Annotated in this window: 23 protein-coding genes; 16 read left to right on the top strand and 7 right to left on the bottom strand. The window is 72.0% G+C overall.

All coding sequences use genetic code 11. From position 1 onward, the window contains the following. Positions 1 to 746, bottom strand: a 746-nt coding sequence (locus tag NYZ98_RS32070) for an acyltransferase (protein ID WP_262847337.1), incomplete at its 3' end; no start/stop codon positions are given. A gap of 155 nt (positions 747 to 901) precedes the next feature. Between NYZ98_RS32070 and NYZ98_RS32065 the strand changes: the two genes are divergently transcribed. The 11 genes from NYZ98_RS32065 (at position 902) to der (ending at position 12690) form a co-directional block, all read left to right on the top strand. Next, positions 902 to 2572, top strand: coding sequence for a CTP synthase (locus NYZ98_RS32065; RefSeq protein ID WP_262847336.1), 1671 nt, complete (start codon positions 902 to 904; stop codon positions 2570 to 2572). Then, positions 2569 to 3216, top strand: coding sequence for an NUDIX domain-containing protein (locus NYZ98_RS32060; protein WP_262847335.1), 648 nt, complete (start codon positions 2569 to 2571; stop codon positions 3214 to 3216). The genes NYZ98_RS32065 and NYZ98_RS32060 overlap by 4 nt, the downstream gene beginning before the upstream one ends. 33 nt (positions 3217 to 3249) lie before the next feature. Further along, the gene (locus tag NYZ98_RS32055) at positions 3250 to 4161 is read left to right on the top strand and encodes a site-specific tyrosine recombinase XerD (RefSeq protein ID WP_262847343.1); all 912 of its coding nucleotides are present in this window, start codon (positions 3250 to 3252) and stop codon (positions 4159 to 4161) included. Positions 4162 to 4251: 90 nt separating this feature from the next. Further along, the gene (locus NYZ98_RS32050) at positions 4252 to 5178 is read left to right on the top strand and encodes a ParA family protein (RefSeq protein ID WP_262847334.1); all 927 of its coding nucleotides are present in this window, start codon (positions 4252 to 4254) and stop codon (positions 5176 to 5178) included. A 29-nt stretch (positions 5179 to 5207) separates the two neighbouring features. Beyond that, positions 5208 to 6086 (top strand): segregation and condensation protein A, encoded by an 879-nt coding sequence (locus tag NYZ98_RS32045; protein WP_262847342.1) that lies wholly within the window; start codon positions 5208 to 5210, stop codon positions 6084 to 6086. Continuing rightward, the gene (gene scpB / locus NYZ98_RS32040) at positions 6067 to 6654 is read left to right on the top strand and encodes an SMC-Scp complex subunit ScpB (RefSeq protein WP_262847333.1); all 588 of its coding nucleotides are present in this window, start codon (positions 6067 to 6069) and stop codon (positions 6652 to 6654) included. The genes NYZ98_RS32045 and scpB overlap by 20 nt, the downstream gene beginning before the upstream one ends. After that, positions 6651 to 8909: a pseudouridine synthase gene (locus NYZ98_RS32035; protein WP_262847332.1), complete on the top strand. Its 2259-nt coding sequence runs from the start codon at positions 6651 to 6653 to the stop codon at positions 8907 to 8909. The genes scpB and NYZ98_RS32035 overlap by 4 nt, the downstream gene beginning before the upstream one ends. Before the next feature lie 50 nt (positions 8910 to 8959). Next, positions 8960 to 9319, top strand: a complete 360-nt coding sequence (gene aroH / locus NYZ98_RS32030; RefSeq protein WP_262847331.1) for a chorismate mutase — start codon at positions 8960 to 8962, stop codon at positions 9317 to 9319. After that, positions 9316 to 10407 (top strand): prephenate dehydrogenase, encoded by a 1092-nt coding sequence (locus NYZ98_RS32025; protein WP_262847330.1) that lies wholly within the window; start codon positions 9316 to 9318, stop codon positions 10405 to 10407. Before aroH ends, NYZ98_RS32025 begins: the two co-directional genes overlap by 4 nt. A 99-nt stretch (positions 10408 to 10506) precedes the next feature. Next, positions 10507 to 11142, top strand: a complete 636-nt coding sequence (cmk, locus tag NYZ98_RS32020) for a (d)CMP kinase (protein ID WP_262847341.1) — start codon at positions 10507 to 10509, stop codon at positions 11140 to 11142. A gap of 156 nt (positions 11143 to 11298) precedes the next feature. After that, a complete protein-coding gene (gene der / locus NYZ98_RS32015; RefSeq protein ID WP_380706368.1) occupies positions 11299 to 12690 on the top strand; it encodes a ribosome biogenesis GTPase Der in 1392 nt (463 codons plus the stop codon). Positions 12691 to 12734: 44 nt separating this feature from the next. Here the strand turns inward: der and NYZ98_RS32010 are convergent, their stop codons facing one another. The 3 genes from NYZ98_RS32010 to NYZ98_RS32000 form a co-directional block, all read right to left on the bottom strand. Next, positions 12735 to 14285: an MFS transporter gene (locus NYZ98_RS32010; protein WP_262847329.1), complete on the bottom strand. Its 1551-nt coding sequence runs from the start codon at positions 14283 to 14285 to the stop codon at positions 12735 to 12737. Between the two features lie 5 nt (positions 14286 to 14290). Continuing rightward, positions 14291 to 14980 carry an LppX_LprAFG lipoprotein gene (locus NYZ98_RS32005; RefSeq protein ID WP_262847328.1) on the bottom strand — a complete coding sequence of 230 codons (690 nt, stop codon included), beginning with the start codon at positions 14978 to 14980 and terminating at the stop codon, positions 14291 to 14293. A 159-nt stretch (positions 14981 to 15139) separates the two neighbouring features. Further along, positions 15140 to 15634, bottom strand: coding sequence for a MarR family winged helix-turn-helix transcriptional regulator (locus NYZ98_RS32000; RefSeq protein ID WP_262847327.1), 495 nt, complete (start codon positions 15632 to 15634; stop codon positions 15140 to 15142). Positions 15635 to 15771: 137 nt separating this feature from the next. Here NYZ98_RS32000 and NYZ98_RS31995 point away from each other — a divergent pair, with 137 nt between their 5' ends. After that, positions 15772 to 16806: a cation diffusion facilitator family transporter gene (locus NYZ98_RS31995; RefSeq protein WP_262847326.1), complete on the top strand. Its 1035-nt coding sequence runs from the start codon at positions 15772 to 15774 to the stop codon at positions 16804 to 16806. Here the strand turns inward: NYZ98_RS31995 and NYZ98_RS31990 are convergent. After that, positions 16739 to 18136, bottom strand: a complete 1398-nt coding sequence (locus tag NYZ98_RS31990; protein ID WP_262847325.1) for an aminopeptidase P family protein — start codon at positions 18134 to 18136, stop codon at positions 16739 to 16741. The genes NYZ98_RS31995 and NYZ98_RS31990 overlap by 68 nt on opposite strands. Positions 18137 to 18317: 181 nt before the next feature. Here NYZ98_RS31990 and NYZ98_RS31985 point away from each other — a divergent pair, with 181 nt between their 5' ends. The 3 genes from NYZ98_RS31985 to NYZ98_RS31975 all read left to right on the top strand — a co-directional run bounded on the left by NYZ98_RS31985 (position 18318) and on the right by NYZ98_RS31975 (position 19923). Then, positions 18318 to 18746 (top strand): CBS domain-containing protein, encoded by a 429-nt coding sequence (locus tag NYZ98_RS31985; RefSeq protein WP_262847324.1) that lies wholly within the window; start codon positions 18318 to 18320, stop codon positions 18744 to 18746. 51 nt (positions 18747 to 18797) lie between these two features. Then, positions 18798 to 18986 (top strand): hypothetical protein, encoded by a 189-nt coding sequence (locus NYZ98_RS31980; protein ID WP_262847323.1) that lies wholly within the window; start codon positions 18798 to 18800, stop codon positions 18984 to 18986. Between the two features lie 379 nt (positions 18987 to 19365). Next, positions 19366 to 19923, top strand: coding sequence for an ATP-binding protein (locus NYZ98_RS31975; protein WP_262847322.1), 558 nt, complete (start codon positions 19366 to 19368; stop codon positions 19921 to 19923). 68 nt (positions 19924 to 19991) lie between these two features. On the opposite strand, the gene NYZ98_RS31970 is transcribed toward NYZ98_RS31975, so the two are convergent. Beyond that, the gene (locus NYZ98_RS31970) at positions 19992 to 23273 is read right to left on the bottom strand and encodes a S8 family serine peptidase (RefSeq protein ID WP_262847321.1); all 3282 of its coding nucleotides are present in this window, start codon (positions 23271 to 23273) and stop codon (positions 19992 to 19994) included. A 380-nt stretch (positions 23274 to 23653) separates the two neighbouring features. On the opposite strand from NYZ98_RS31970, the gene NYZ98_RS31965 reads away from it, so the two are divergent. Continuing rightward, a complete protein-coding gene (locus tag NYZ98_RS31965) occupies positions 23654 to 23908 on the top strand; it encodes a Smr/MutS family protein (protein WP_262847320.1) in 255 nt (84 codons plus the stop codon). Between the two features lie 68 nt (positions 23909 to 23976). On the opposite strand, the gene NYZ98_RS31960 is transcribed toward NYZ98_RS31965, so the two are convergent. Next, positions 23977 to 24708, bottom strand: coding sequence for a class I SAM-dependent methyltransferase (locus NYZ98_RS31960; RefSeq protein ID WP_262847319.1), 732 nt, complete (start codon positions 24706 to 24708; stop codon positions 23977 to 23979). Between the last annotated feature and the right edge of the window lie 103 nt (positions 24709 to 24811).

Here is a 24811-nt window from a genome sequence, read left to right as displayed (position 1 = left end):
GGGGAGGTCTGGGGTGGGTCCGGGGGCGGGTCCGGTTCGATCGGGTCTGGTGGGAAGGGCCGGTTCGTCTCGAAGGGCGGGTTCGGGTCGAGGGGTGGGTCTGGTTCGAGGGATGGGGGGGTGTGCCAGCCGGCCGTTGGGGAGTAGAGGCGGACGACGCGGGCCGGGACGCCGGCGATGACGCAGTGGTCGGGGAACTCGCCCCGGACCACCGCACCGCCCGCGACCACCGACTGCCGCCCGAGCCGCGTCCCGGGAAGGATGATCGATCCCGCGCCGAGCCAGGAGCCGGCCCCGATGACCACGGGATTGTTGCGCGGCCACTGCCGCCCGATGGGGATCTCGGGGTCGTCGTAGACGTGGTTCTGGTCGGTGATGTAGACGTAGGGCCCGGTGAAGACGTCGTCGCCGATCTCGATGGACTGGTGTCCCACGATGTGGCTGCCCCGCCCGATCGAGCAGCCGCCGCCGATGCGGACGATCGCGTCGGGGCCGAGGTCGACGCCCGGCCCCATCCCCGCCGAGATGGACACCCGCTCGCCGACCAGGGTGTGGTCCCCGATCTCGATCCACGCCTCACCGAAGATCGCGCCCTGCGGGAACGACAGGCACGTACCCGTCCCGAGGTGGCGGAACCGGTACCCGGCCGGGGTCTTCGGCGTGACCGCCCCGGTCACGCGGACCGCGGCCCAAGCACGGTGGATGAGGCCGCTGAAGATCCGGCGAAGTGCATCACGGGGTGACATAACCGGAAAAGTTACCGCTTGGTTAGGATGCTGGGAACGGACGCCCGGAGGATGTTCGGGCACTTCGCAAGCGTCCTTTGATATTCTGAGAGCCCGTGGACACGTGGTCGCCCGTCGGGACGGCCAGGATCGCAACGGACCACGGGAGACCCTCCTTGCGCAGCGTCGCAAACACCAAGCATCTGTTCGTCACCGGAGGCGTCGCCTCCAGTCTCGGCAAGGGGCTCACAGCCTCGAGTCTGGGGCGCCTGCTGAAGCTGCGCGGCCTCCGGGTCACCATGCAGAAGCTCGACCCCTACCTCAACGTCGACCCCGGGACGATGAACCCGTTCCAGCACGGTGAGGTGTTCGTCACAGACGACGGCGCCGAGACCGATCTGGACGTCGGCCACTACGAACGCTTCCTCGACACCGAGCTGCACGGCTCGGCCAACGTCACCACCGGCCAGGTCTACTCCAACGTGATCGCCAAAGAGCGGCGCGGCGAGTACCTGGGCGACACGGTGCAGGTCATCCCGCACATCACCAACGAGATCAAGGACCGCATCCGGAGCATGGCCGGTCCCGACGTGGACGTGGTCATCACCGAGGTCGGCGGCACCGTGGGCGACATCGAGTCGCTGCCCTTCCTGGAGGCGGTCCGCCAGGTCCGCCACGAGGTCGGCCGCGACAACGTGTTCTTCCTGCACGTCTCGCTCCTGCCGTACATCGGCCCGAGCGGCGAGCTGAAGACCAAGCCCACCCAGCACTCGGTCGCGGCGCTGCGCAGCATCGGCATCCAGCCGGACGCCATCGTCTGCCGCTCCGACCGCCCCATCACCACATCGCTGAAACGCAAGATCAGCCTGATGTGCGACGTGGACGAGGACGCGGTCGTGTCGGCGATCGACGCCCCGAGCATCTACGACATCCCGAGGGTCCTGCACTCCGAGGGCCTGGACGCCTACGTGATACGGCGTCTCGGGCTGCCGTTCCGCGACGTCGACTGGCACGAGTGGGACCAGCTCCTGCGCCGGGTGCACCGCCCGGCCAAGGAGGTCACGGTCGCGCTGGTCGGCAAGTACATCGACCTGCCCGACGCCTACCTCTCGGTGATCGAGGCGCTGCGCGCCGGCGGTTTCGCGTGCGACGCCCGGGTCAACATCCGCTGGGTCAAGAGCGACGACTGCGAGACCGTCGAGGGCGCCGCACGCGACCTGGACGGCGTGGACGGCGTGCTGATCCCCGGCGGCTTCGGGGTGCGCGGCATCGAGGGCAAGGTCGGCGCGATCAGGCACGCCAGGGAGCGGCAGATCCCGCTGCTCGGCATCTGCCTCGGCATGCAGTGCATGGTCATCGAGGCCGCGCGGAACCTCGCCGGCATCGAGGAGGCCAACAGCACCGAGTTCGACCCGAACACGGCCGACCCGGTGATCTCCACCATGGCCGACCAGGAGGACGTCGTGGCCGGCGAGCGCGACATGGGCGGCACCATGCGGCTCGGCCTCTACCCGGCCCGGCTGTCGGAGGGCTCGATCGTTCGGCGGCTGTACGGCGCCTCCAGCGCCGACGAGCGCCACCGGCACCGCTACGAGGTCGGCAACGCCTACCGCGAGCGGCTCGAACAGGTGGGGATGGTCTTCTCCGGGCTGTCCCCCGACGGTCGGCTCGTCGAGTACGCCGAGCTGGACACCGACGTCCACCCGTTCTTCGTCGGCACCCAGGCCCACCCGGAGTTCCGGTCCCGGCCGACCCGCCCGCACCCGCTGTTCAGGGGCCTCATCGAGGCCGCCCTGGACTACGCCGAAGTGCGCGAGAGCGTCACGAAGGCGGGGCGGGGCGCGTGAGCGGCAACGGCTCCACGGGGGGTCTGACCTCGGAGGACGTGCGCGACGTCCCGGCGTCGTGGGAGGTGCTCGACTCCAAGGAGCGGTTCGACGCCTACGTGATCTCGGTGCGCACCGACACCGTGCGCATGCCGGGGGACGAGGTCGCCGACCGCGACTACATCGTGCACCCCGGCTCGGTCGCGGTGGTCGCGCTCGACGACGACGGCAGGGTGCTGCTGCTGCGGCAGTACCGCCACCCGGCGCGCCGGCTGCTGTGGGAACTGCCGGCGGGCATCCGCGACGTGGCGGACGAGCCGCTGGTCGACTGCGCCGCGCGCGAGCTGGCCGAGGAGGCGGGCTACCGGGCCGGGACCTGGCACACGCTGATCGACATCTTCAGCTCGCCCGGCATGACCGACGAGCGCATCCGCATCTTCCTGGCCCGCGACCTGACGCCGATCCCCGACGAGGAGAACGGCTTCGTGCGCCGGCACGAGGAGATCGACATGCCCGTGGTGTGGGTGCCCCTGGCGGATGGGGTGAACAGGGTGCTGGGCGGAATGATCCACAATTCACCGGCCGTCGCGGGTATTCTCGCCGCGTACGCCGCTTTGTCGGACGGTTTCTCCGCCCTGCGTCCCGCCGACGCTGAGGAGGCCTGACAGGAGGTCCCCGTCCTGAGCCCCCACGCCGACATCGAGGCCGTGCTCGCCGGTTACCTCGCCCACCTCGCGGTGGAGCGGGGGCTGGCGGCCAACACGCTCGCCTCCTACCGGCGTGACCTCAGCCGCTACCTCCTCCACCTGCGCTCGCGCGGATGCCCGTCCTTCGCCGAGGTGTCGGAGGCCGACGTCCTGGCGTTCCTGACCGCGCTGGGGCAGGGCGACGAACAGCATCCGGCCCTGGTGGCCAGCTCGGCCGCCAGGGCCGTGTCCGCCGTGCGCGGCCTGCACCGGTTCGCGGTGCGCGAGGGCTTCGCCGCCCACGACCCCGCCCACGAGGTGCACCCGCCCACCCGCCTGCGCCACCTGCCGAAGGCCATCGGCGTGGCCGAGGTGGAGCGGCTCATCGCCGCCTCGGGCCCCGAGGGCGCGCCGCTGACCCACCGCAACCGGGCCCTGCTCGAGGTGCTGTACGGCACGGGGGCGCGGATCTCCGAGGCCGTGGGGCTCACCGTGGACGACGTCGAGGCCGGGCAGGTCCGGCTGCGCGGCCAGGGCAGGTCCAGGGTCGTCCCGCTCGGCCGCTTCGCCCGTGAGGCGCTCGGGGCGTACCTGGCCGGCGCCCGCCCGGTCATCTCCGCGCACGGCCGGGGCACCGCCGCCCTGTTCCTCAACGCCAGGGGCGGGCGCCTCACCCGCCAGGGGGCCTGGGAGGTCCTCAGGTCCGCCGCCGAGCGCGCCGGGCTGGCCGGGGTCTCCCCGCACATGTTGCGCCATTCGTTCGCAACTCACCTCCTCGACGGAGGGGCGGACGTTAGGGTTGTCCAGGAACTGCTCGGACACGCCTCGGTGTCGACCACCCAGGTCTACACCTCGGTCAGCGTCGACAGGCTCCGAGAGGCGTACGCGGCGGCCCGTTCAGGGGCCAGGCATCCAACTTCATAGCTCTAGGGCGCGTCGCCTTGCCGCATACGTGCCGACCCCATAGTGTCCGTCCGGACGGTCCGGTTCGGGGCCGTCAGGGAGGTTCAACTGGTGACTGCGACCACAGACGCTTCCATTCGGGAGGTTCCTGGTGCGCCCGACGGCCCCTGGGGCGAGACCAGGAGCGAGGGCATTCTGGGTCCCACCGGGCGTCCGCGTCCCGTCTTCCCCGATCCGATCCCGCCGACCACGCACGGCCCCGCACGGGTCGTCGCGATGGTCAACCAGAAGGGCGGCGTCGGCAAGACGACCACCACGATCAACCTCGGGGCCTCGCTGGCGGAGTGCGGGCAGCGGGTGCTGCTCGTCGACTTCGACCCGCAGGGCGCCCTGTCGGTGGGCCTCGGCATCGACCCGCGCCCGCTGGAGTCGACCGTCTACGACCTGATCATGGAGGAGTCCGACGTCGCGGCGGAGGACGTCCTGCTGAGCACCAGCGTCGAGGGCATGGACCTGCTCCCCAGCAACATCTTCCTGTCCGGCGCGGAGATCCGGCTCGTCAACGAGGTGGCCAGGGAGTACGCCCTGGGCCGCTCGCTTGAGCCCCTGCTGCCGCACTACGACATCTGCCTGATCGACTGCCAGCCGTCCCTCGGCCTGCTGGCCGTGAACGCGCTGACCTGCGCCCACAGCGTCATGGTGCCGCTGGAGTGCGAGTTCTTCGCGCTGCGCGGCGTCGCGCTGCTGATGGAGTCGATCACCAAGGTGCAGGAGCGCCTCAACAAGAACCTCGAGATCGACGGCATCCTCGCCACGATGTACGACCCGCGCACGCTGCACGCGCGGGAGGTCCTTCAGACGATCATGCAGGGGTTCGGCGACAAGGTGTTCCACACCGTCATCAACCGCACCGTCCGGTTCCCCGACGCCACCCTGGCCGGTGAGCCGATCACCCAGTTCGACTCCGCGTCCATGGGTGCGACCGCCTACCGCGAGCTGGCCCGCGAGGTGCTCGCACGGTGGTCGCTCGGCGACTGACCGCGTTCGGGGTGCGCGACAATGGGGCGGTGACCGACCAGCCCGCCTCCGACGTCTTCCAGGTGCACCTGGAGGTCTTCGAGGGCCCGTTCGACCTGCTGCTCGGGCTCATCTCCAAGCACAAGCTCGACATCACCGAGGTGTCCCTGCACCAGGTGACCGACGAGTTCATCGCGCACATCCGGGGCCGGGGTCCCGAGTGGGACCTCGACCTGGCCAGCCACTTCCTGCTCGTCGCCGCCACCCTGCTGGACCTGAAGGCCGCCCGGCTGCTGCCCACCGGCGAGGTGGAGGACGAGGAGGACCTGGCCCTGCTGGAGGCGCGTGACCTGCTGTTCGCCCGCCTGCTGCAGTACCGCGCCTACAAGGAGGTGGCGAAGGTCTTCGCCGGGCGCATGGCGGAGGAGGCGCTGCGCTTCCCCCGCGTGGTCCCGATGGAGCCGCGGTTCGCGGGGCTGCTGCCCGAGCTGGTGCTCGGCGTCGGCCCCGAGCGCTTCGCCCTCATCGCCGCCAGGGCTTTCACCCCGAAGCTCCCGCCCACCGTCTCCACCGCGCACATTTACCAGCCGGTCGCCAACGTCCGTGAACAAGCGGTTATCCTTGTCGCACGGCTCCGGCGCATGCGCAGGGCGACGTTCAGGGCCCTGACCGCCGACTGCGCCGGCACTTTCGAGGTCATCGCACGCTTCCTGGCCGTCCTGGAGCTGTTCCGGGAGGGCGCGGTGTCCTTCGAGCAGATCGAGCCGCTCGGGGACCTGCACGTGACCTGGACCGGCGCCGACGACGGAGACGTCGCGGTGGCCGACGACTACGACGAGGGCTCCCCGGGCGACGACGCGCCGGAGAGCCGTGACAGCCCACCGGGCGCCGACAGCCGAGAGAGCGAACATGCAGCAGACCAGTCCTGAGGACACGGGCGTGACCGCCGGGTCCGAGCCGAGCCTGCGGGCGGCGCTGGAGGCGATCCTGCTCATCGTCGACGAACCGGTGGCCGAGGTCACCCTGGCCCAGGTGCTGGAACGTCCCTCGCGGAAGATCGCCGAGGCGCTGGCGGGCCTGTCGGCGGAATACACCGAGGCCGGGCGGGGTTTCGATCTGCGAGAGGTGGCCGGCGGCTGGCGTCTATACACGCGGGCCGAGTGCGCCGCCCTCGTGGAGCGCTTCGTCCGTGACGGGCAGCAGGCCAGGCTGACGCAGGCCGCTCTGGAGACCTTGGCCGTCGTGGCCTACCGCCAGCCGGTGAGCCGGGCCAGGGTCGCCGCCGTGCGGGGCGTCAACAGTGACGGCGTCATGCGCACGCTCACGGCGCGCGGGCTGGTCGAAGAGGCCGGCACCGATCCCGAGAGCCAGGCGGTGCTCTACCGCACGAGTTCGTACTTCCTGGAGAGGCTGGGGCTGCGGAGTCTCGAAGAGCTCCCCGCGCTCGCCCCCTTCCTCCCCGACGACGTGGAAACCCTAGAGGAGCAACAGAAGTGAACAACAGGCGTGGTACCCCGTCCGGTGATGGACGCGGTCGAGGACGCGGCGGCGCCGCGGGCGGAGCCTCAGGCTCCTCGCGCGGCGGCTCTGGAGCCCGTGGCGGCTCCGGAGGCTTCCGTTCCGGCGGCAGCGGCGGCTCCGGCGGTTCAGGGGGCTTCCGTTCCGGCGGCTCCGGCGGTTTCCGATCCGGAGGGTCCGGCGGTTCCAGTGGTTCCAGTGGTTCCGGAGGTTTCCGGCAGGGCTCGCGAGGAGGCGCCGAGGGCGGCTCCCGTGGAGAGTCCCCGAGCGGCTCGCGCGGCGGATACCGCGCCGACTCCGGCGGCTACCGCGGCTCCGGAGGCTCCTCTGACGCCTCCCGGGGCCGGCAGGGCAGGCCGGGCGGCCCGTCCCGCGACGACCGGGGCTCGTTCTCCGGCGGCGACCGGGGTTCCTCCTTCCGCGCCGGCCGGGGCGGAACACGCGACCGCTTCGAGCGCCCAGGCGGCGACGACCGCCGCGGCGCCCCCCGTGACGACCGGTCCTCCTCCCGTGACGACCGGGGCTCCTTCTCCGGCGGCGACCGGGGTTCCTCCTTCCGCGCCGGCGCCCGGGGTCCCCGCGACGACCGTGGTGGCTCGTTCCGCTCCGACCGCGCGGGCGCGCCTCGCGGCGACCGTCCGGGTGGGTTCCGTGGCGACCGCCCGGGTTCGTCCCGCACGGGCTCGGCGGGCGGCGACCGTGGCGGCTCCTACCGTGGCGGGCCTTCCGGCGACCGCCGTGGCCCCGCCCGCGACACGCGCGGCTCCTACGACCGCGCCCCTTCCCGCGACGATCGCGGGCCTTCGCGCGACGACCGGGGGTTCCGTGACGATCGCGGTCCCTCGCGTGACGACCGCGGCTCCTATGACCGCGGCCCCGCCCGTGACACGCGGGACTCCTTCCGCGACGACCGGGGCCCTTCCCGTGACGACCGCGGGAGCTCGTTCCGCGACGACCGCGGGCCTTCCCGCGACGACCGCGCCCCCTTCCGTGCCGATCGCGGGTCCTCCCGTGACGACCGGGGCGCCTCCCGTGAGGGTGGCGCGTTCCGGGGCGGCGGTTCCCGTGAGCGGTACGGCAGGGACGACTCCGGCCGCCCGGCCCGCGACGACCGTGGCCCCCGTGGCGGCTTCGGGCGCGGCGACCGGAGCGACGAGGTGCAGACCATCGGCGAGGTGACCGGCGGCGACTCCCGCAGCCGGTACGGCAGGCCCGAGCAGGGCCGTCCGGACGCCAGGGCCGGCCGTGGCGGCGCCCCGGCGGGCCGTGGCAAGGTGACGCGTGGCGGAGCTCCGGCGGGCCGTGGCGGAGCCTCCGCGGGCCGTGGCGGCTTCGCGGGCCGAAGCGGGGCCCCCGCGAGCCGTGGCGGCTCCGGGACGCAGGGCCCGGCCACCGGACCCGGCGGGGCGATCAAGACCGGCGGGGCGTTCAAGACCTCCCGCCAGCCGGTGCGCGACCCCGCGTTCTTCCCCTCCGACTACGCGGACGAGCGCGACACCACCGAAGTGCCGGACGGCGTCCGGCTGCAGAAGGTGCTCGCCGCCGCCGGCGTGGCGGCGCGCCGCACGTGCGAGGAGCTGATCGGCGAGGGCCGCGTGACGGTGGACGGCCAGGTGGTGCGCAGGTTCGGCGCCCGGGTCGACCCCGCCAAGCAGGTCATCCACGTCGACGGCAAGCGCATCCCGACCGCGCCCGACCTCGTCTACTTCGCGATCAACAAGCCGATCGGCGTCGTCAGCACGATGTCCGACCCCGAGGGGCGGCCCGCCCTGTCGGACTACGTGGCCGACCGCACCGAGCGGCTGTTCCACGTCGGGCGGCTCGACACCGAGACCGAGGGCCTGATCATCCTGACCAACGACGGTGAGCTGGCCCACCGGCTGACCCACCCGAGTTTCGGCGTGCAGAAGAAGTACTGGGCCAAGGTCCCCGGCCCGATTCCGCGCGACCTGCCCCGGCGCCTGAAGAAGGGCGTCGAGCTGGAGGACGGCACCGTCAAGGCCGACGACTTCAAGGTCGTCCAGGAGCACGGCCAGCAGGCGCTGGTGGAGATCGTGATCCACGAGGGCCGCAAGCACGTCGTCCGGCGGATGCTGGAGCAGGAGGGGCACTCCGTGATCGACCTGGCCCGCATCGAGTTCGGGCCGGTCAAGCTCGGGCGGCTCAAGCCGGGCACGGTGCGCACGCTCACGCTCAAGGAGGTCGGCGACCTTTACGCCGTCGTGGGAATGTAACCTGGCCAGAGGCACAAGCGGACCGGGCGGCACGGTGAAAAGGGGATGACATGGTGCGGGCCATCCGGGGCGCCACCCAGATCGACTCGAACGATCGGGAGGCGATCCTCGCAGGGGTGACCGAGCTGGTCGGCGAGGTCATGGAGCGGAACAGGCTGACCACCGACGACGTGATCAGCGTGATCTTCACGTCCACGCCCGACCTCACCGCGGAGTTCCCCGCCCTCGCCGCCCGCAAGCTCGGCTTCCACGACGTGCCGCTGATCTGCGCGAGCGAGATCGACGTCCCGGGCGCGCTCCCGCGCGTGGTGCGCCTGATGGCCCATGTCGACACCGATCGGCCCCGCCAGGACGTCCACCACGTCTACCTGCGCGGGGCGGCGGCCCTGAGGGTGGACATCGCCCAGTGAGCGGGCAGCCAGCCGGCCTCGGGAGCGTCCTGGTCGTCGGCACCGGCCTGATCGGCACCTCGGTCGCCCTGGCCCTGCGCGGGCACGGCGTGACCGTCATGATCGCCGACCAGGACCCCGGTGCCGTGCGGCTGGCGCGGGAGCTCGGCGCCGGCGAGGAGTGGGCGCCGGGCGGCGCCCGCGTCGACCTCGCCGTGATCGCCGTGCCGCCCCAGTTCGTGGCGCAGTGGCTGCTCGACCTGCAGAAGACCGAGGCCGCCCGGTTCTACACCGACGTGGCCAGCGTCAAGGCGCTGCCCATCGCCCAGGCCGCCCAGCTCGGCTGCGACATGACCACCTACGTCGCCGGACACCCGCTCGCCGGTCGCGAGCGGTCAGGTCCTGCCGCCGCCCGCGCCGACGTCTTCCTCGGCCGCTCCTGGGCGTACTGCCCGGGGCCGGAGACCTCCGGCGGGGCGGTCGCGGCCGTGCTCTCCCTGATCGATCTGTGCGGCGGCAACGCCGTCCAGGTCGACCCGGTCGTGCACGACGAGGCGGTGGCCCTGGTCTCGCACGCCCCGCACGTTGCGGCCTCGGCCATGGCCGCCCGCCTGGCGGGCGCCTCGGAGACCGCGCTCGGCCTGGCCGGGCCCGGCGTGCGGGACGTCACCCGCGTCGCCGGCGGCGATCCTGGCATGTGGACCGCCATCCTGTCGGGTAACGCCCGCCCCGTGGCGGAGATCCTTGAGGCGGTCGCCGACGACCTGTCCACCGTCGCCGCCGCCCTGCGCGCGGTGTCGGTCGACGGCGCGGCCATCGGCCGGGTCACCGACCTGCTCACGCGGGGCAACGCCGGCCAGAGCAGGATCCCCGGCAAGCACGGCGGCCCGCCCCGGGCGTACGCCGTGGTCCAGGTTCTGGTGGGCGACCGTCCCGGCGAGCTGGCCCGCCTGTTCCAGGTGGCCAAGGACGCCGGGGTCAACATCGAGGACGTCCGCCTGGAGCACACCCCGGGCCTGCCGCTGGGCGCCGCCGACCTGTACGTCCAGCCCGAGGCGGCCGAGGTCCTCGCCGAGGCCCTCCGCGCGCACGGATGGCACGTGCCTTAGGCCGTCGATGCCCGGGTGGTCGAGGATTCCCGGTACCCTTTTGCGGACAACTCAATCGGGACGCAAGAGGGAGATGCCGTGACCGCACTGGTCGTCGCCATGGACGGCCCTTCGGGGTCGGGCAAGTCGAGTGCGTCGCGCGGAGTGGCGCGCGCGCTGGGCTTCCGCTATCTCGACACCGGGGCGATGTACCGCGCGATCACGTGGTGGATGCTGGAGCAGGGCGTCGACCTGGCCGACCCCGCCGCGATCGCCGGCCGCGCCGGCGAGCCCGTGCTGGCCATCGGCACCGACCCCGATGCCCCGGGCGTCTCCGTCGGCGGCACCGACGTGGCCGCCGCGATCCGCACCCGCGAGGTGACCTCCGCGGTGTCCGCGGTGAGCGCCGTCCCCGAGGTCCGCGCCCGGCTGGTCGCCGAGCAGCGCGCGCTCATCGGCGACGGTGACATAGTGGTGGAGGGCCGCGACATCGGCACGGTGGTGGCCCCCGGCGCGCCGGTCAAGGTCTACCTCACCGCGAGCCCCGAGGCCCGCGCCCGGCGGCGCAACGCCGAGCTGGCCGGCACCACCGTCGAGGCGCAGCGGGCCGAGATGGCCCGCCGTGACACGCTGGACTCGACGCGCAAGGCCGATCCCCTGGTGATGGCGGCCGACGCGGTGGAGCTGGACACCACGGAGCTCAACCTCGACGAGGTGATCTCCGAAGTGCTGAGACTTGTGAAAGAACGCACCTGAACCGGGTGCCGGTATTTGTGGAAAAGCGCACCTGAATCGGTGACGCCGCGGGGCGGGTGGAGACGCCACCACCCCGCCGAGCCGCCGAAAGGGTGGGCACCAATGGAAACGGACGTGCGTGACGTGACGGGGGACTACGGCGACGAGGCCGGCTGGATCGAGGCCCACATCGCGGAATTCGACGACGACGGGGCGGCCCTGGAAGAGGAGCCGGACTCCGGCCCGCTGCCGGTGGTCGCCGTCGTCGGCCGGCCCAACGTGGGCAAGTCCACGCTGGTCAACCGCATCATCGGCCGCCGCGAGGCGGTCGTGGAGGACGTGCCGGGCGTGACCCGCGACCGCGTCACCTACGAGGGCACCTGGCGGGGCCGCCGGTTCACCCTGGTCGACACCGGCGGGTGGGACCCCGACGCCACGGGCATGGCGCTGCGCATCGCCGAGCAGGCCCAGGTCGCGGTCGAGCTGGCCGACGTGATCCTTTTCGTCGTGGACGCGACGGTCGGGGTCACCGACGCCGACGAGACCGTGGCGGCCGTGCTGCGCCGCTCGGGCAAGCCGCTGGTGCTGGCCGCCAACAAGGTGGACGACCAGCGCATGGAACTGGAGGCCGCCAGCCTCTGGTCACTCGGCCTCGGCGAGCCGCAGCCGGTCTCGGCCCTGCACGGCCGTTCCAGCGGCGACCTGCTCGACATCCTGCTGAACATCATGCCCGAGGCGCCGCCGCAGCGGTTCGGCGTCGAGCGCGGCCCCCGCAGGATCGCGCTGGTCGGCAAGCCCAACGTCGGTAAGTCCTCCCTGCTGAACAAGCTGGCGGGCGAGGAGCGGGTGCTGGTCGACCCCATGGCCGGCACCACCCGCGACCCGGTCGACGAGCTGATCGAGCTGGGCGGCAAACCCTGGCGTTTCGTGGACACCGCCGGTATCCGGCGCCGCGAGCGCGTGCTGCAGGGCGCCGACTTCTACGCCGGCATGCGCACCAAGGCCGCGCTCGAGCGCTCCGAGGTGGCCGTCGTGCTCATCGACGCCTCCGACGTGCTCACCGAGCAGGACCTGCGGATCATCAGCATGGTGATCGAGTCGGGCCGTTCCATGGTGGTGGCGTTCAACAAGTGGGACCTGGTCGACGAGGACCGGCGCTACTACCTGGAGCGCGAGATCGACCGCCAGCTCGTCCGCGTCCCGTGGGCGCTGCGGGTCAACATCTCCGCCAAGACCGGGCGGCACGTCGACCGGCTGGTCCCGGCGATCGAGCGCGCCCTGGACTCGTGGAGCACCCGTGTGCCGACCGCGCGGCTGAACACCTTCCTCGCCGAGCTGGTCGCGGCCACCCCGCCGCCGGTCCGCAGCGGCAAGCAGCCCAAGATCCTTTTCGCGACGCAGGCGTCGACCGAGCCGCCGAAGTTCGTGCTGTTCACCTCGGGCTTCCTTGAGGAGCCCTACCGCCGCTTCATCGAGCGCCGCATCCGCGAGGAGTGGGGCTTCGCCGGGTCCCCGGTCGAGGTCACGATGCGGATCCGCGAGAAGCGCGGCGCCCCGAAGAGGAAGTGACCGCACGGCCCGCCGCGCGATGACCGCCCCGGGTCCCCGGGGGGTCAGGACGCGGGCGGGGCCGCGCGTCCGGGGAGCGCCAGGGCGACGACGGCGCCGGCGGCGCACAGGATCGCCGTCAGCAGGAAGATCTCGGTGTACTCGGTGTGCAGCGCCGCGCTGACCTTGGCGGTGTACGCGGCCAGGAGCCGCGCGTACTCCGCGGGCTCCACGCCGAACGGCAGCGGGGTGTCCAGGTGGGCGGTCAGCGACTGGAAGCGGTGGAAGCCCCAGGCCGAGAGCCCGGCCAGCCCGAGCAGCATGCCCATCATGCGCGCCACCACGACCGAGGCCGAGCTCACCCCGTGCCGGTCGGGCGGGGTCACGCGCAGCACGGCCGAGGAGATCGGCGCGATGACGGCGCCGAGGCCGAGCCCGGCGATGATCAGGTCGGCGTCCACGCGGGGGATGCCCAGCGGGTAGGTGGCCGAGGCCAGGTCGAGGGGCCAGCGCGAGATCAGCAGGTACCCGGCGAAGGCGAGCGCCAGGCCGGCGACCGCGACGGCGCGCTCGCCGAGACGTCGGGCCAGCACGCCGCCGGCGAACGCCGCGACGGCCAGCGCCACCAGGAACCTCGACAGCACCAGCGCCCCGCCCACGGTGTCCTTCCCGAGCAGCGTCTGCGCGGTGAACTGCACGTCGACCAGGGTGACCAGCAGCGCGGCGCCGGTGAGGAAGGCGGCGGTCAGCGACGCGGCGAACGGGCCCCTGCGCACGCCGGTCATGTCCATCAGCCGCGTCGGCGAGCGCCGCTCCCACAGGACGAACACCACGATCGCCACCACTCCGGCCGCGAGGGCGGGCACGCCCCAGGCGGGCAGGACCGCCTTGTCGGGCTCGGGGTTGTACAGCCCGGCCACCAGCAGGCCGAGCGCCAGCGCGAGCAGCAGCCCGCCCACGACGTCGACGCGCGCCCGTGGGCCGTCCCCCGGCGCCTTGGGCGGCACCGTCCGGTGGACGGCGACCGCGGCGAGCAGTGCGAGCGGGATGTTCACCCAGAAGATGCCGCGCCAGCCGACGAGGGCGGCCACCCCGGCCCCGTACAGGGGCCCAAGGACGCTTCCCAGCTCCTGCGCGGCCCCCACCGCCCCGAGGGCCACCGGGCGGGCGTGCTCGTCCCACAGGTCCCCTACCAGGGCCATCGTGATGGGCAGCAGGGCGCCGCCCGCGATGCCCTGGAGGGTGCGGCCGGCGGTGAGCATCGGGACGGACGCGGCGACCGCGGTCAGCGCCGAGCCGGCCGCGAAGCCGGCCAGGCACGCGTGGATCAGCGGGCGGCGGCCGTACCGGTCGGAGAGCTGGCCGAGCAGCGGCATCGCCGCGATGTAGCCGAGCAGGAAGCCGGTGACGATCGGGGTGGCCCGTTCGAGGTGGTTGAGCGGCACCCCCACGTCCTCGGCGATGTCGATCAGGACTGTGACCACGACGTAGGCGTCCAGCGCGGCCAGCAGCACGGCGGTGCCGCCGACGCCCAGCGCCACCCGCCGGGCGGCCTCCGGGGAGCGGACGGGCGCGGCGGTCCGGTCGGAGGGGCCGGTGCGGCCGGACGCGGTCATCGGGCTCACTTCGCCGGGGCGGTGATCGTCACGGGCGCGTCGTAGTCGGCGAAGGTGACGATCACCGTGCCGCTGTTGGCGCCGCCTCCGAGGGGCAGGCTGGCCTTCAGCAGGCGAGCGGTCGCCTTGTCGACCCACACCTTGCCGTTCACCCCCTGGTTCACCCCCGGCACCAGGGTGACGACGACCTGCTGGGGCAGGGTGACCGCGACGCGGTAGGCGTCCACGCCGCCGACGGCCTCCTCGGCCTCGGTCTTGGCCTCGGAGGCGCTGGACAGCAGCCGCGCCACCCCCCGGTCGGGGTCCAGGATGGCCGAGGGGTCGTAGATGGCGGCCAGTTCCTTGCGGGTCATCGTCTGGTAGCCGCCGGTGGGGCCCTTGAAGTAGACGGTGTCACCGGTCAGGACGAAGGCGAGCTCCTGGAGGCTGCCGAGGACGTCGATCTGGATGGTGCCCTTGGCGTCGGCCTGCCGGGTGAGGGAGCCTTCTGCGTGCTTGACCGGCACGGGGGGCTTGCCCTCGGTCGCGATCGTGAAGGCGACGGTCTTGACCGCCCGTGTCGCCTCCGCGGACCTTTTCATCAGGTCCGGCCCGCCGGGCAGGGCCGCCGCGCCGGGCGCGGAGGTGCACGCCACGACGACGCAGAGGGGGACGAGGAGCTGCGCGAGGATCCACGGCACCCGGGAACGGGGCATTCCCGTAACGGGTAGGCGGAAGCGGGGCAGCCACGAGGGGAGCGACCTTTTCACCACAGCCCGGATGCTAGCGACCGTTGGCCGGGCCGCAGCACTGTTCCGGGTATCGGTTTGGGGTCGTCCCCCGCCAGGGCCTCGGCGTCCGCCCTCACCGGAGGGCTAGGCCCGTTCCTCGGCCCGCAGGCGCATGAGGTGGTCCACGACGGGCGCGTACGCCGTCTCCAGCGCGTCGATCAGCTCGGGGGCCAGCCGGTCGATGAAGTGGTAGCGGACGTTGGCGACGTGCATGGGGGCGACCCGCTGGATGGTCTCCCAGCCGTGCTCGGTCAGCACGGCGAAGGTGCCCCGGCGGTCGTCGGAGCAGCTCTCCCGGCTCACCAGGCGGGTGGCCTCCATGCGGGCGATCTGGTGGGACAGCCGGCTGCGTGACTGGATCGTCGCCTCGGCGAGATCGCTCATCCGCAGGCGGTGCCCGGGGCTCTCGGACAGGTTGACCAGGATCTCGTAGTCGTTCAGCGACAACCCGAACTCCTGGAGCTCGCGGTCGAGCCGGTGCTCCAGCAGTTTGTGCGAGGCCAGGTGGGCACGCCAGGCACGCTGCTCACCGCTGCTCAGCCAGTTGGGGTCGAGGTCGTCGGATTCAGCCGTGCTCATGCATGTGAATCTATATCTCCCGGAGGTCAACCACGTGCATCCCGCTGGCCAAACGCCGTGATTGCCGGGATATGTCCGGGAACAAACTTTCCCCCGTACAACTGGTACGGAAGGGCATGGGAGGGAAGACGGGCGGAATGAGCGACAAGGCGGAGGCGGGTGACGGGGGCGGCAGCTTCCTCACGGTTCTGGTGGCGGCCGGGATCAATCTCGCGATAGCGATGGCCAAGCTGGTGGCCGGGCTGCTCAGCGGCTCCTCCGCGATGCTGTCCGAGGCGGCGCACTCCGCCGCCGACACGGTGACCGAGGTGCTGCTGCTGGTCGCCGTCAAGCGCGGCGAGCAGCCCGCCGACGGCCGGCACCCCTTCGGGTACGGCAAGGCCGGGTTCTTCTGGGCGCTGATGGCGGCGGGCGCGACGCTGGTGATCGGCGCCGGCTTCTCGATCACCCACGGCGTGCAGACCATCAGGAACGGGGAGGAGCTGGGCGACCTCGTCGTCTCCTACATCGTCCTGGCGATCTCCTTCGTGCTGGAGGGCATCTCGTTCTTCCGCGCGGTCCACCAGGTGCGCGCCGAGGCCAGGCGCTGGAGCGTCACCCCGCGGCGGTACGTCGCCCACACGCCCGACACGGCGGTCAAGGCGGTCGTCTTCGAGGACTCCGCGGCCCTGGTGGGCATCGTCATCGCCGCGTTCGGGCTCCTGGGCTTCCAGCTCACCGGCTCGCCGCTGTGGGACGGGGTGGCGTCGGTGCTGATCGGCGTGCTGCTGCTCGGCGTCGCCCTGCACCTGATCGCCGCGAACGCCTCGCTGCTCATCGGCCAGGCGGCGCCGCCGGTCATCCAGCGCGAGGTGCGCGAGGAGCTGGAGTCCCGCCCGGAGGTCAGCGGGGTCGAGGAGCTGCTGACCATGATGCTCGGCCCCAACGACGTGCTGGTGGCCGCGAAGGTCGACTTCGTGGACGAGTGCACCGGCGAGCGGCTGGAGCAGGTGGCCGACCAGATCGAACACCGGCTCACCGAGCGCTTCCCGGAGATCTCCCACGTGTTCCTCGACCCCACCCCCGGGCGCGACGCGGGGCGGGCGAACGGCGGGCCGCCCGAGGTCAGCCCAGCAGGCCGCCCATCCACGACTCGACCTCGCCGGGACGGCGAGGCAGGGCCGACGACATGAGCCGGGCGCCGTCCTCGGTGACGACCAGGTCGTCCTCGATGCGCACGCCGATGCCCCGGAACTCCGGCGGCAGCGTGAGGTCGTCCGGCTGGAGGTACAGGCCGGGCTCGACGGTGAGCACCTGGCCGGCCGCGAGGACGCCGTCGAGGTAGACCGACGAGCGGGCCTTGGCGCAGTCGTGCACGTCCAGGCCGAGCATGTGCCCGCTGCTGCACAGCGTGTAGCGGCGGTGCAGGTCGTCGCCGGTGGACTTCAGCACCCCCCACTCGCGCAGTCCTTCGGCGATCACGGCCATCGCGGCCCGGTGGAAGTCGCGGAACCGGGCCCCGGGGCGCAGGGTGGCGATGGCGGCCGTCTGCGCCTCGTACACCAGCTCGTAGACCTGCCGGTGGATCGGGCCGAACCGGCCGGAGACCGGCAGGGTGCGGGTGACGTCGGCGGTGTACAGGCCGTCGCTCTCCACGCCCGCGTCGAGCAGCAGCATCTCGCCGGGGGACAGGCGGCCGTCGTTGCGGATCCAGTGCAGCACGCAGGCGTGCGCCCCGGAGGCGGCGATCGAGTCGTAGCCGGTCGCGTTCCCCTCCAGCCGGGCCCGCAGCCCGAAGATCCCCTCGACGTACCGCTCGCCACGGGGGTGCGCCAGGGCCTGCGGGAGGGCCCGCACCACGTCCTCGAAGCCGCGCGCGGTCGCGTCCACCGCGTGCTGGAGCTCGGCGATCTCCCACTCGTCCTTGACCAGCCGCGTCTCCGACAGGAACGAGGCGAGCTCGTCGTCGCCGTCGTGCGGGGCCATCAGGGCGTCCACCGTGGCGTCGACGCCCCGCAGCACCCGCGCCGGGCCGGTGAGCGCCTCCGGCAGGCGGCCGATCGGGGCGCACCCGATCTGGTAGAGCGCCTCGGCCTCCTCCAGCGTGGGCCGGGCGCCCACCCAGAACTCGCCGTACCTGCGGTCGCGGTAGAACTCCTGCCCGGCGGTGCCCTCGGCCGAGCGGGGCGAGCGGGGGCGGGTGAACAGTGTGGCCTCGCCCGAGGGGGCGATGACGAGCACGTCGTCAGGCTCCCTGGCCCCGGTGAGGTAGGCGAAGGCGCTGTGGGCGCGGAAGCGGTGGTCGGAGTCGTTGCTGCGCGTCTTGAGCGTCCCCGAGGGGACGACGAGCCGCTCCCCGGGGAAGCGCCGGACGAGCGCGGCCCGGCGCTCGGCGGTGTAGGCGGCCAGCGGCGGCCGTGCCGGGGCGGGGAGGGGGGTGTCCTCCCAGCCGTCCTTCATGAACGCGGCCAGGGCCTCGGAGACGGGCAGGTCGTGGCTTCCGGTGTTCAGTTCGTGGCGCATCGCGGTCCTCGTGCGGGGAAGTGGCCTGAGGCATGCTACTCATCGCCTCCCGGCACGGAACCGCCCGCCCGGCCGTCTCTGATCAAAACGGTCTTTATCGCTACATGTGCTTAGCGGCGGCGTTAGGTGGGGAAGTCAGAGGTACTCTAGCCCGGCCTCCGAGTTTGACGAGGTGGTGTCGATGCTCATCAGCGCGATCCTGCGAGGTAAGGGAACAACGGTGGCCACGGTCCGGCCGCAGGCCACCGTGACCGAGCTGCTGGCGGCTCTGTCCAAGCACAACGTCGGCGCCGTCGTGGTGTCCGAGGACGGGATGACCATCGTCGGCATCGCCTCCGAACGCGACGTGGTCCGCCAGTTGCACCTGCGCGGCCCCGGCGTCCTCGACGAGCCGGTGTCCACGATCATGACCACGGCCGTGCGGACCTGCCCGCCCGACGCCGACGTCGAGGACCTGCGCAGGACCATGACCGACCACCGGATCCGGCACCTGCCCGTCGTCAGCGAGGGGCGGCTGGCGGGCATCGTCAGCATCGGCGACGTGGTCAAGAGCGCCATCGAGGAACTGGAGACCGAGAAGGCGGCCCTCGTCGACTACCTGCACAGGTAACCCCCCATCGGCCCCGAGAGGAACACCGGTCCCGGCGGGCGGGCCTACATCGTGTCGATATCGGTCCCCGCCGAGGAGTTCCGGGAGCGGCTCGCCGCGATCCCCGGCGCGGTCCTGGTCCAGGAGCTGCCGCGCCACGCTGTGGTCGTCGTGCTCGGATCCCGGTCGCAGGCCCGCGCCCTGTGGGCCCTGCCCGGGGTCACCGCCGTCCGGGAGGACCGCCCGGAACATCTCGCCTGAACGGCCCCCGTGCCGTGGACCGGGGGCCGGTAGGGGTGGAGGACCGGCCCGCCGGGGGGTCATGGTGGTCGGAAAGAGGTCCGCCGCTCCCGCGGGCGGACGTCCCGGCACCGGAGCGCGCGCGGGATCATGAACCGGGCGAAGGCCCGGTGCCCATCGCGTCCCGCGAGAAAAAAATTGAAACGGGCTTTTTACCTTGTTCGGTAATGCCGGTCACGGGTATCGATAAACCAGTGCCTGTCATTTACCGGTCATCTTCCGGGTTGCCGGACCGGTCGAAGAGCACTCGGTCACGGGGGCGATATCAGCACGTGCCTGGTTTCTCTGGCAGGCCGAAAAGAAAGTGGCTGGTCCATAATTCCACGGACGGGGACGAGTAATGCGTGATCGAAGCGGCGGCCCTCCACAGCCGGGAGGCCTGTACCGAATGGTGGTGCCGGGTGGGGGCCCGTCGTACCCCGAAAGCCTGCGGCGGGCGGTCGTCTCGGGCGGCGGCCAGACGAGATCGGACGAGCACGCGCCACGGCACGGTGAGCCGCCCTCGGGCGAATGGCGCCGGCGGTTCCCCGGGGAGGCCGCCTCCGTACCGGCGGCCCGGGCCTGGGTGCGCGAGTTGTTAGCCGGGCACGTCGCGGGCGCTGCCCTCGACGACGTCCAGCTCCTGTTGTGCGAAGTGGTGACCAACGCGGTGGCGCACTCGACGTCGGGGCGGGCGGCGGGCGGGCAGGTGACCATATGGGTGGCCTGCGCCTCCCGCGCGGTCCACGTGGAGGTCGCCGACGCCGGGTCGGCCACGAGCGCGCCGGTCGCCGGCATCGCGGCGGCCGACAGCGACGGCGGCAGGGGCCTGTGGCTGGTCGACATGATCGCGACCGCGTGGGGGTCGCGTCACGACGGGGAAATGGGCAGGACGGTCTGGTTTCAGGTCACGGCGTAGCCGGCGGGCCGTCCGGATGGGTACCGGACGGCCCGTTGATCAGTTCACGGTCGTGAGGCGGATCGGGATCACTGGACGGTGATCTTGTCCACCTCGATGGTGATGCCCTTCACCTCAGGGGTCGAGGTGGCCGTGGTGACCGAGCCGGTCCCCGTGCTGACCCCCTTGAGTTTCAGGGTGTAGGTGAGCTTGCCGCCGGGCGCGCCCGGGGTGCTGCTCACGCGGTAGTCCTGGGTCGGCGGCCCGGAGATCTGGCCGCCGGCGGTGCCGTCGGCGTTCTCCGCGCCCACGGTCAGCCCGAACGAGGGCCCCGGGTCACCGGGCAGGTTGGACGGGTCGTAGGCGTAGGTGATGTCCTCGGCGCCGTTGACGCCGATCCACTGCTGGAACACCTTCAGCCCGGTCTCGCCGAACAGGTGCACACGCCACTCGATGACGAGCCAGGTGTCCACGCCATCGGTGAGCGTACTGGCGTAGATGCCCGGCGCCCCGGTGCCGTCCAGGTCCGTCCAGTAACCGGCCAGGACGTTGTTGGGCGGGTCCACGTCCGGCAGCGTCTGCGGCTGGAAGTTGACGTCGGCCGACCCGTTGGTCCCGCCCACGACGCTGTAGCCGTCGGAGACGATGCCGATCCGGGTGTAGCTCTTGCCGGCGTAGGTGAAGGCGGGGACGGTGAAGTTGACCGACTCCTCGTCGCCGATCGGGGTCGGCGTGATGCCGAAGGCGTCCAGCGGCAGGTAGCCCGCGGGGCCGGTGCCCGGGGCGATGCCCGGCTTGTCGGGCTGGCGCGCGGCCAGCGTGGTCTTGGTCGTCGCGATCTGGGTGCCGATCTTGGTGGCCCCGGTCACGCTGTTGAGCCGCAGCCTGCCGTCGAGCGTGGTGAGCGCGGTGACCTCGGCGTCCTTCAGGGTCGTGTTCTCCACCGAGACCGTGCAGGTGGACTCACCGGTGTTCTTGACGATCGTGCTCGGCGTGCAGGTCTGGTCGACCGGCACCGCGCCCTCCTGGCGGAAGAACGCGACGGGCAGGTGCAGGTTGTGGCTGCCGCCGGTCTGCTTCAGGTTCACCTGGCCGAAGTACTGACCGTCGGGCAGCTCCGGCGCGGTGATCACGATGGTCAGCTTGACGCTCTTGCCCGCCTTGACGCTGAAGATCGGGGGCAGCACCGCGATGCCGGCCCCGCTGGGCGCGGTCCCGGTGGCGGTGTAGGTGAGCGTCTTGCTGGTGACGTTGGTGAAGGTGCGCTTGGCCGTGATGATCCCCGGCATGGTCGGCGCGTTCACCGACGGGATGTTGAGGTCGATCCGGTTCAGCGGGTCGGTCGCGGAGGCGAGGTAGTTCGCGGCGGTCTCGTCCAGGGTGAGCCCCGGGTCGCCCGCCTTGGTGAGGTCGATCCGGCCGCCGCCGTAGTCGAACGGGTCGGCCGGGGTGACCCGGTCCTCCTTGGTGACCGAGGTCTTGGCCGTGGTCTCCAGCGCCGACTTGACCTGGCCGGGCGACCAGGTCGGGTGCAGCGCGAACAGCAGCGCGCCGGCCCCGGCCACGTGCGGTGAGGACATCGACGTGCCGGCGATCACCTGGTAGAGGTTGCCCGGAGGGCCTTCCAGGGGGGACTCGGGCGTCGGGGTCTGGCCCGCCAGGATGTGCAGGCCGGGCGCGGTGACGTCCGGCTTGAGGAAGTCGCCGCCCGGTCCCCGCGAGGAGAACGAGGTCATGGCGTCGCCCTGCCAGGTCGTCTTGGTGCCCTGGGTGAACTTCGCCTTGGCGCCCGGGTTGGCGGTGAGGAAGTTCAGCAGGGTCGTGCTGTCGGGCTGATCGATGTGGACCGTGGGGAGCCAGTGGTTGTCGGTCATCACGTCGAGCGGCGTCGCGTTGTAAAGGATCATGCCCGCCGCGCCGCCCTGCTTGACGGCGAAGCCCTTCAGCACGCGGTTGGGGCCGCGCTGGCAGACGACGATCTTGCCGGCGAACAGGCCAGGGGGGGCCGGGTTCACGCACAGCGGGTCGGAGTACGGCGGGGCGGCGGCCGACACCACCGGCAGCGGCGAGGCGATGCCCGCCGTGATCGAGGCGCCCGAGACGGTGGCGGTGGCGCCGCCGGTCCCGGTCAGCGTCACGGTCGAGCGGAACGTACGGGTCTGGGTGGAGGCGGCGACGGTCGTCACCCACGGGCTGCGGTGGTCGGTGGTGGCGGCGCCGGGGCCGGAGTTGCCCGCCGACGCCGACACGAACACGCCCGCCGCGTACGCGTCGAGGAAGGCCAGCTCGACCGGGTCGCTGTAGGGGTCGCTGCCGCCCGAGATCGAGAAGTTGATCACGCGAACGCCGTCGATGATCGCGCGGGCGACGGCGGCGGCGGAGTCGGAGGGGAAGCAGCCCTCGGCGCCGCAGACCTTGTACACCGACACGGCGGCCGCCGGGGCGATGCCGTGGATCGGTCCCCGGCTGATGCCGAGCGGGTTGGCGTCGGCCACCGGGCCGCCGGCGGAGGTGGACGCGGTGTGGGTGCCGTGCCCGTTGGAGTCACGGGCGCTGTCGGGGTAGACCTCGCCGCCGAACACGACGTTGTACGTCGCGAGGAACGGCTGGCCGCCCACCAGCTTGCGGTTGCACACGAACGTGTCGCTCGCGGGCGTCAGCGGGTTGTCCCCGAAGTTGCACACGCGGGGGCTGCCGTCTGTGGTCGGCGGGGGAGCGGGCAGGTTGCCCGGGTCGGCGAAGGAGGGGTGCTCGGGCCAGACGCCCGAGTCGAGGCTGCCGAAGATCACGCCCTTGCCCGAGGAGGAGCTGCCGCCGAGCTGGTTGTAGATCGTGGGGGCGCCGATGAAGTCCGAGCTCGCGTCGGTGAGCGGCTGCTGGAGCTTGTCCTCCTGGACGGCGGCCACTCCCGGCAGCTTGAGCAGCTCCGCCGCCTTGTCGGCGGGCAGGCTGAGGGCGATGCCGCCGTAGACCGTGCGGAGCTTCTGGCCCGCCTTGGCGCCGGGGATCCGCTTGGCCAGCTCACCGAGGAAGGTGTTCTCGATGCCCTCGATGTGCTTGGTGTACTGCTTGGCGGGCGCGCTGGTGACGTCGAGGCTCTTGCCGGTGACCTGCGGGCTGGTGCCCGGGAGCCCCGTGAGCCCGCCCTTGTAGGCCGCGAGCGAGTCGTAGTCGAGCTTGACGACCACGTTGACGGGCTTGCCGGTCGTCGCCTTGAAAAGCGCCTCGTCGCTCTTGGCCAGCTTGCCGCTCGGGGACTTGGCCCCCTGGACGCGGCCGGCGACGGTGAGGGGGGTCGCCTTCCACTTGCTGGTCGAGCCGGTCGCGGGGGAGGGAGTGGGGGCCGCGGACGCGGGGACGGCGGGACTCATCACACTGATGACCGCGAGACTCGCGCCGACCGCCGCGATGCGGCGCGCTCGGGATAAGAGGGTGGGCGGGGGCTTACTTGGCACGACACCTCCAGAAGAACCACGTGGACGGCCGCCCAGCGGGCATGGAGGAGCCGCGTCACCCGCCGAGGCGCACGGGAAGGGACCCCACCCTCCCCGTTGGGCGACACGTGCCTGATCACCCGTGTCGGGGTGACCAAACACAGACGGAGTCTAGGCGCGGACTACAGGTCCGCCTAGATCGGTCCATGCTTGGATCTGCGGCAATATGTGACCAAATACAGACCCGATCCGGTTAATTGGTGTGATCGCCGCAGTTAGGAGAACGTTCCAAACTCCAGGGACGTACAATCGCGGGCGTGAAGCTGAAATTGGATCTCCACGACATCTACAACAAGGGCGGCGAGATCGACAAGGCGCTGCGCGGGATCATCCAGGAGGCGCTGCAGAAGAAGGCGACCGAGGTGGAGATCATTCCCGGCAAGGGATCGGGCCAGCTCAAGAAGAAGGTCCTGCGCTTCCTCGACCAGAAGGAAATCAAGGCGCTTTACCACCGCATCGACAAGGACGCCAAGAACCACGGCCGCCTGTTCGTCTATTTCCGCTACAAGTGAGGCGGGCGCCCGGCCTGCCTGCGGCCGTACCCCCCTAACCCGGCCTCTCGCCTGACGCCGGCCCCCGCTCAGCGGCGACGCGCGCGGTAGACCCTGGCGACGTACGGCAGGTCGAAGGACGGCGGGAGGTCATCGGTGATCGACCGGACGGCGTCGTCGATCTCCCGGCGGCGGTCCTGCTCCGCGGTGAGGTACCAGGATCGGGAGTGCACGAGGGCGAGCAGCGAGGACGCCGTGTGGGGCTGGCTGTGCCGGAACTCGCGGCGTTCGACCGGGCCGAAGGCGTCGCCGAACGCCGTGTCCGACAGGACGGCGCCCATCGTGGACCCGTCCCGATACTCGTCGACGAGCCGGGAGAGCCGGGCCACCCAGGCGACGGACTCGTCGCGGAGGTTCCACAGCGGCGCGAACACGCCACCGGGCCTGAGCACCCGGGCGATCTCGGCGTGCGCGGGCTCGGGATCGAACCAGTGATAGGCCTGACCGGCGACGACGGCGTCCGCCTCGCCGGCGGCCAGGGGGATCTCCTCCGCCGACCCCGCGACGACGACGCGTCCCGGCAGCCGCTCCGCCAGCTTCTCCCGCATCAGCGGATCGGGCTCGACGGCCGTCACCTCATGACCCGCCTCGGCCAGCAGGCGGGTCAGCAGCCCGGTCCCCGCGCCCAGGTCGACGACCTTGAGGGGCGAGACGCCCAGCGACCACTCCAGCGCCCGCACCGGGTAGGACGGCCGGACCTTCTCGTAGGCGTCCGCGGCCGCCCCGAACGACAGACGCTGACGATGGAATGTCTCACTCACCAGGTCAGCTTATGCGGCGGGTCCGGCGATCGCGGCCGGCACCTGGGATGGCACCGGCGGGGGCGGGCCGGAAAGGCGCCGGTTACGCTGGACGGCGGCGGAC

The sequence above is a fragment of the Sphaerisporangium corydalis genome (genome assembly GCF_025506355.1).
GTDB classification, from domain to species: domain Bacteria; phylum Actinomycetota; class Actinomycetes; order Streptosporangiales; family Streptosporangiaceae; genus Sphaerisporangium; species Sphaerisporangium corydalis.
This window is presented reverse-complemented; position numbering and strand designations above follow the sequence as displayed.

Bases quoted from the DNA above. Each gene is read 5' to 3' on its own strand.
- scpB (WP_262847333.1), top strand. From the start codon at position 6,067: ATGCAGCAGACCAGTCCTGAGGACACGGGCGTGACCGCCGGGTCCGAG.
- aroH (WP_262847331.1), top strand. From the start codon at position 8,960: ATGGTGCGGGCCATCCGGGGCGCCACCCAGATCGACTCGAACGATCGG.
- cmk (WP_262847341.1), top strand. From the start codon at position 10,507: ATGGACGGCCCTTCGGGGTCGGGCAAGTCGAGTGCGTCGCGCGGAGTG.
- NYZ98_RS32010 (WP_262847329.1), bottom strand. From the start codon at position 14,285: ATGACCGCGTCCGGCCGCACCGGCCCCTCCGACCGGACCGCCGCGCCC.
- NYZ98_RS32005 (WP_262847328.1), bottom strand. From the start codon at position 14,980: ATGCCCCGTTCCCGGGTGCCGTGGATCCTCGCGCAGCTCCTCGTCCCC.
- NYZ98_RS32000 (WP_262847327.1), bottom strand. From the start codon at position 15,634: ATGAGCACGGCTGAATCCGACGACCTCGACCCCAACTGGCTGAGCAGC.
- NYZ98_RS31995 (WP_262847326.1), top strand. From the start codon at position 15,772: ATGAGCGACAAGGCGGAGGCGGGTGACGGGGGCGGCAGCTTCCTCACG.
- NYZ98_RS31990 (WP_262847325.1), bottom strand. From the start codon at position 18,136: ATGCGCCACGAACTGAACACCGGAAGCCACGACCTGCCCGTCTCCGAG.
- NYZ98_RS31985 (WP_262847324.1), top strand. From the start codon at position 18,318: ATGCTCATCAGCGCGATCCTGCGAGGTAAGGGAACAACGGTGGCCACG.
- NYZ98_RS31975 (WP_262847322.1), top strand. From the start codon at position 19,366: ATGCGTGATCGAAGCGGCGGCCCTCCACAGCCGGGAGGCCTGTACCGA.
- NYZ98_RS31970 (WP_262847321.1), bottom strand. From the start codon at position 23,273: ATGAGTCCCGCCGTCCCCGCGTCCGCGGCCCCCACTCCCTCCCCCGCG.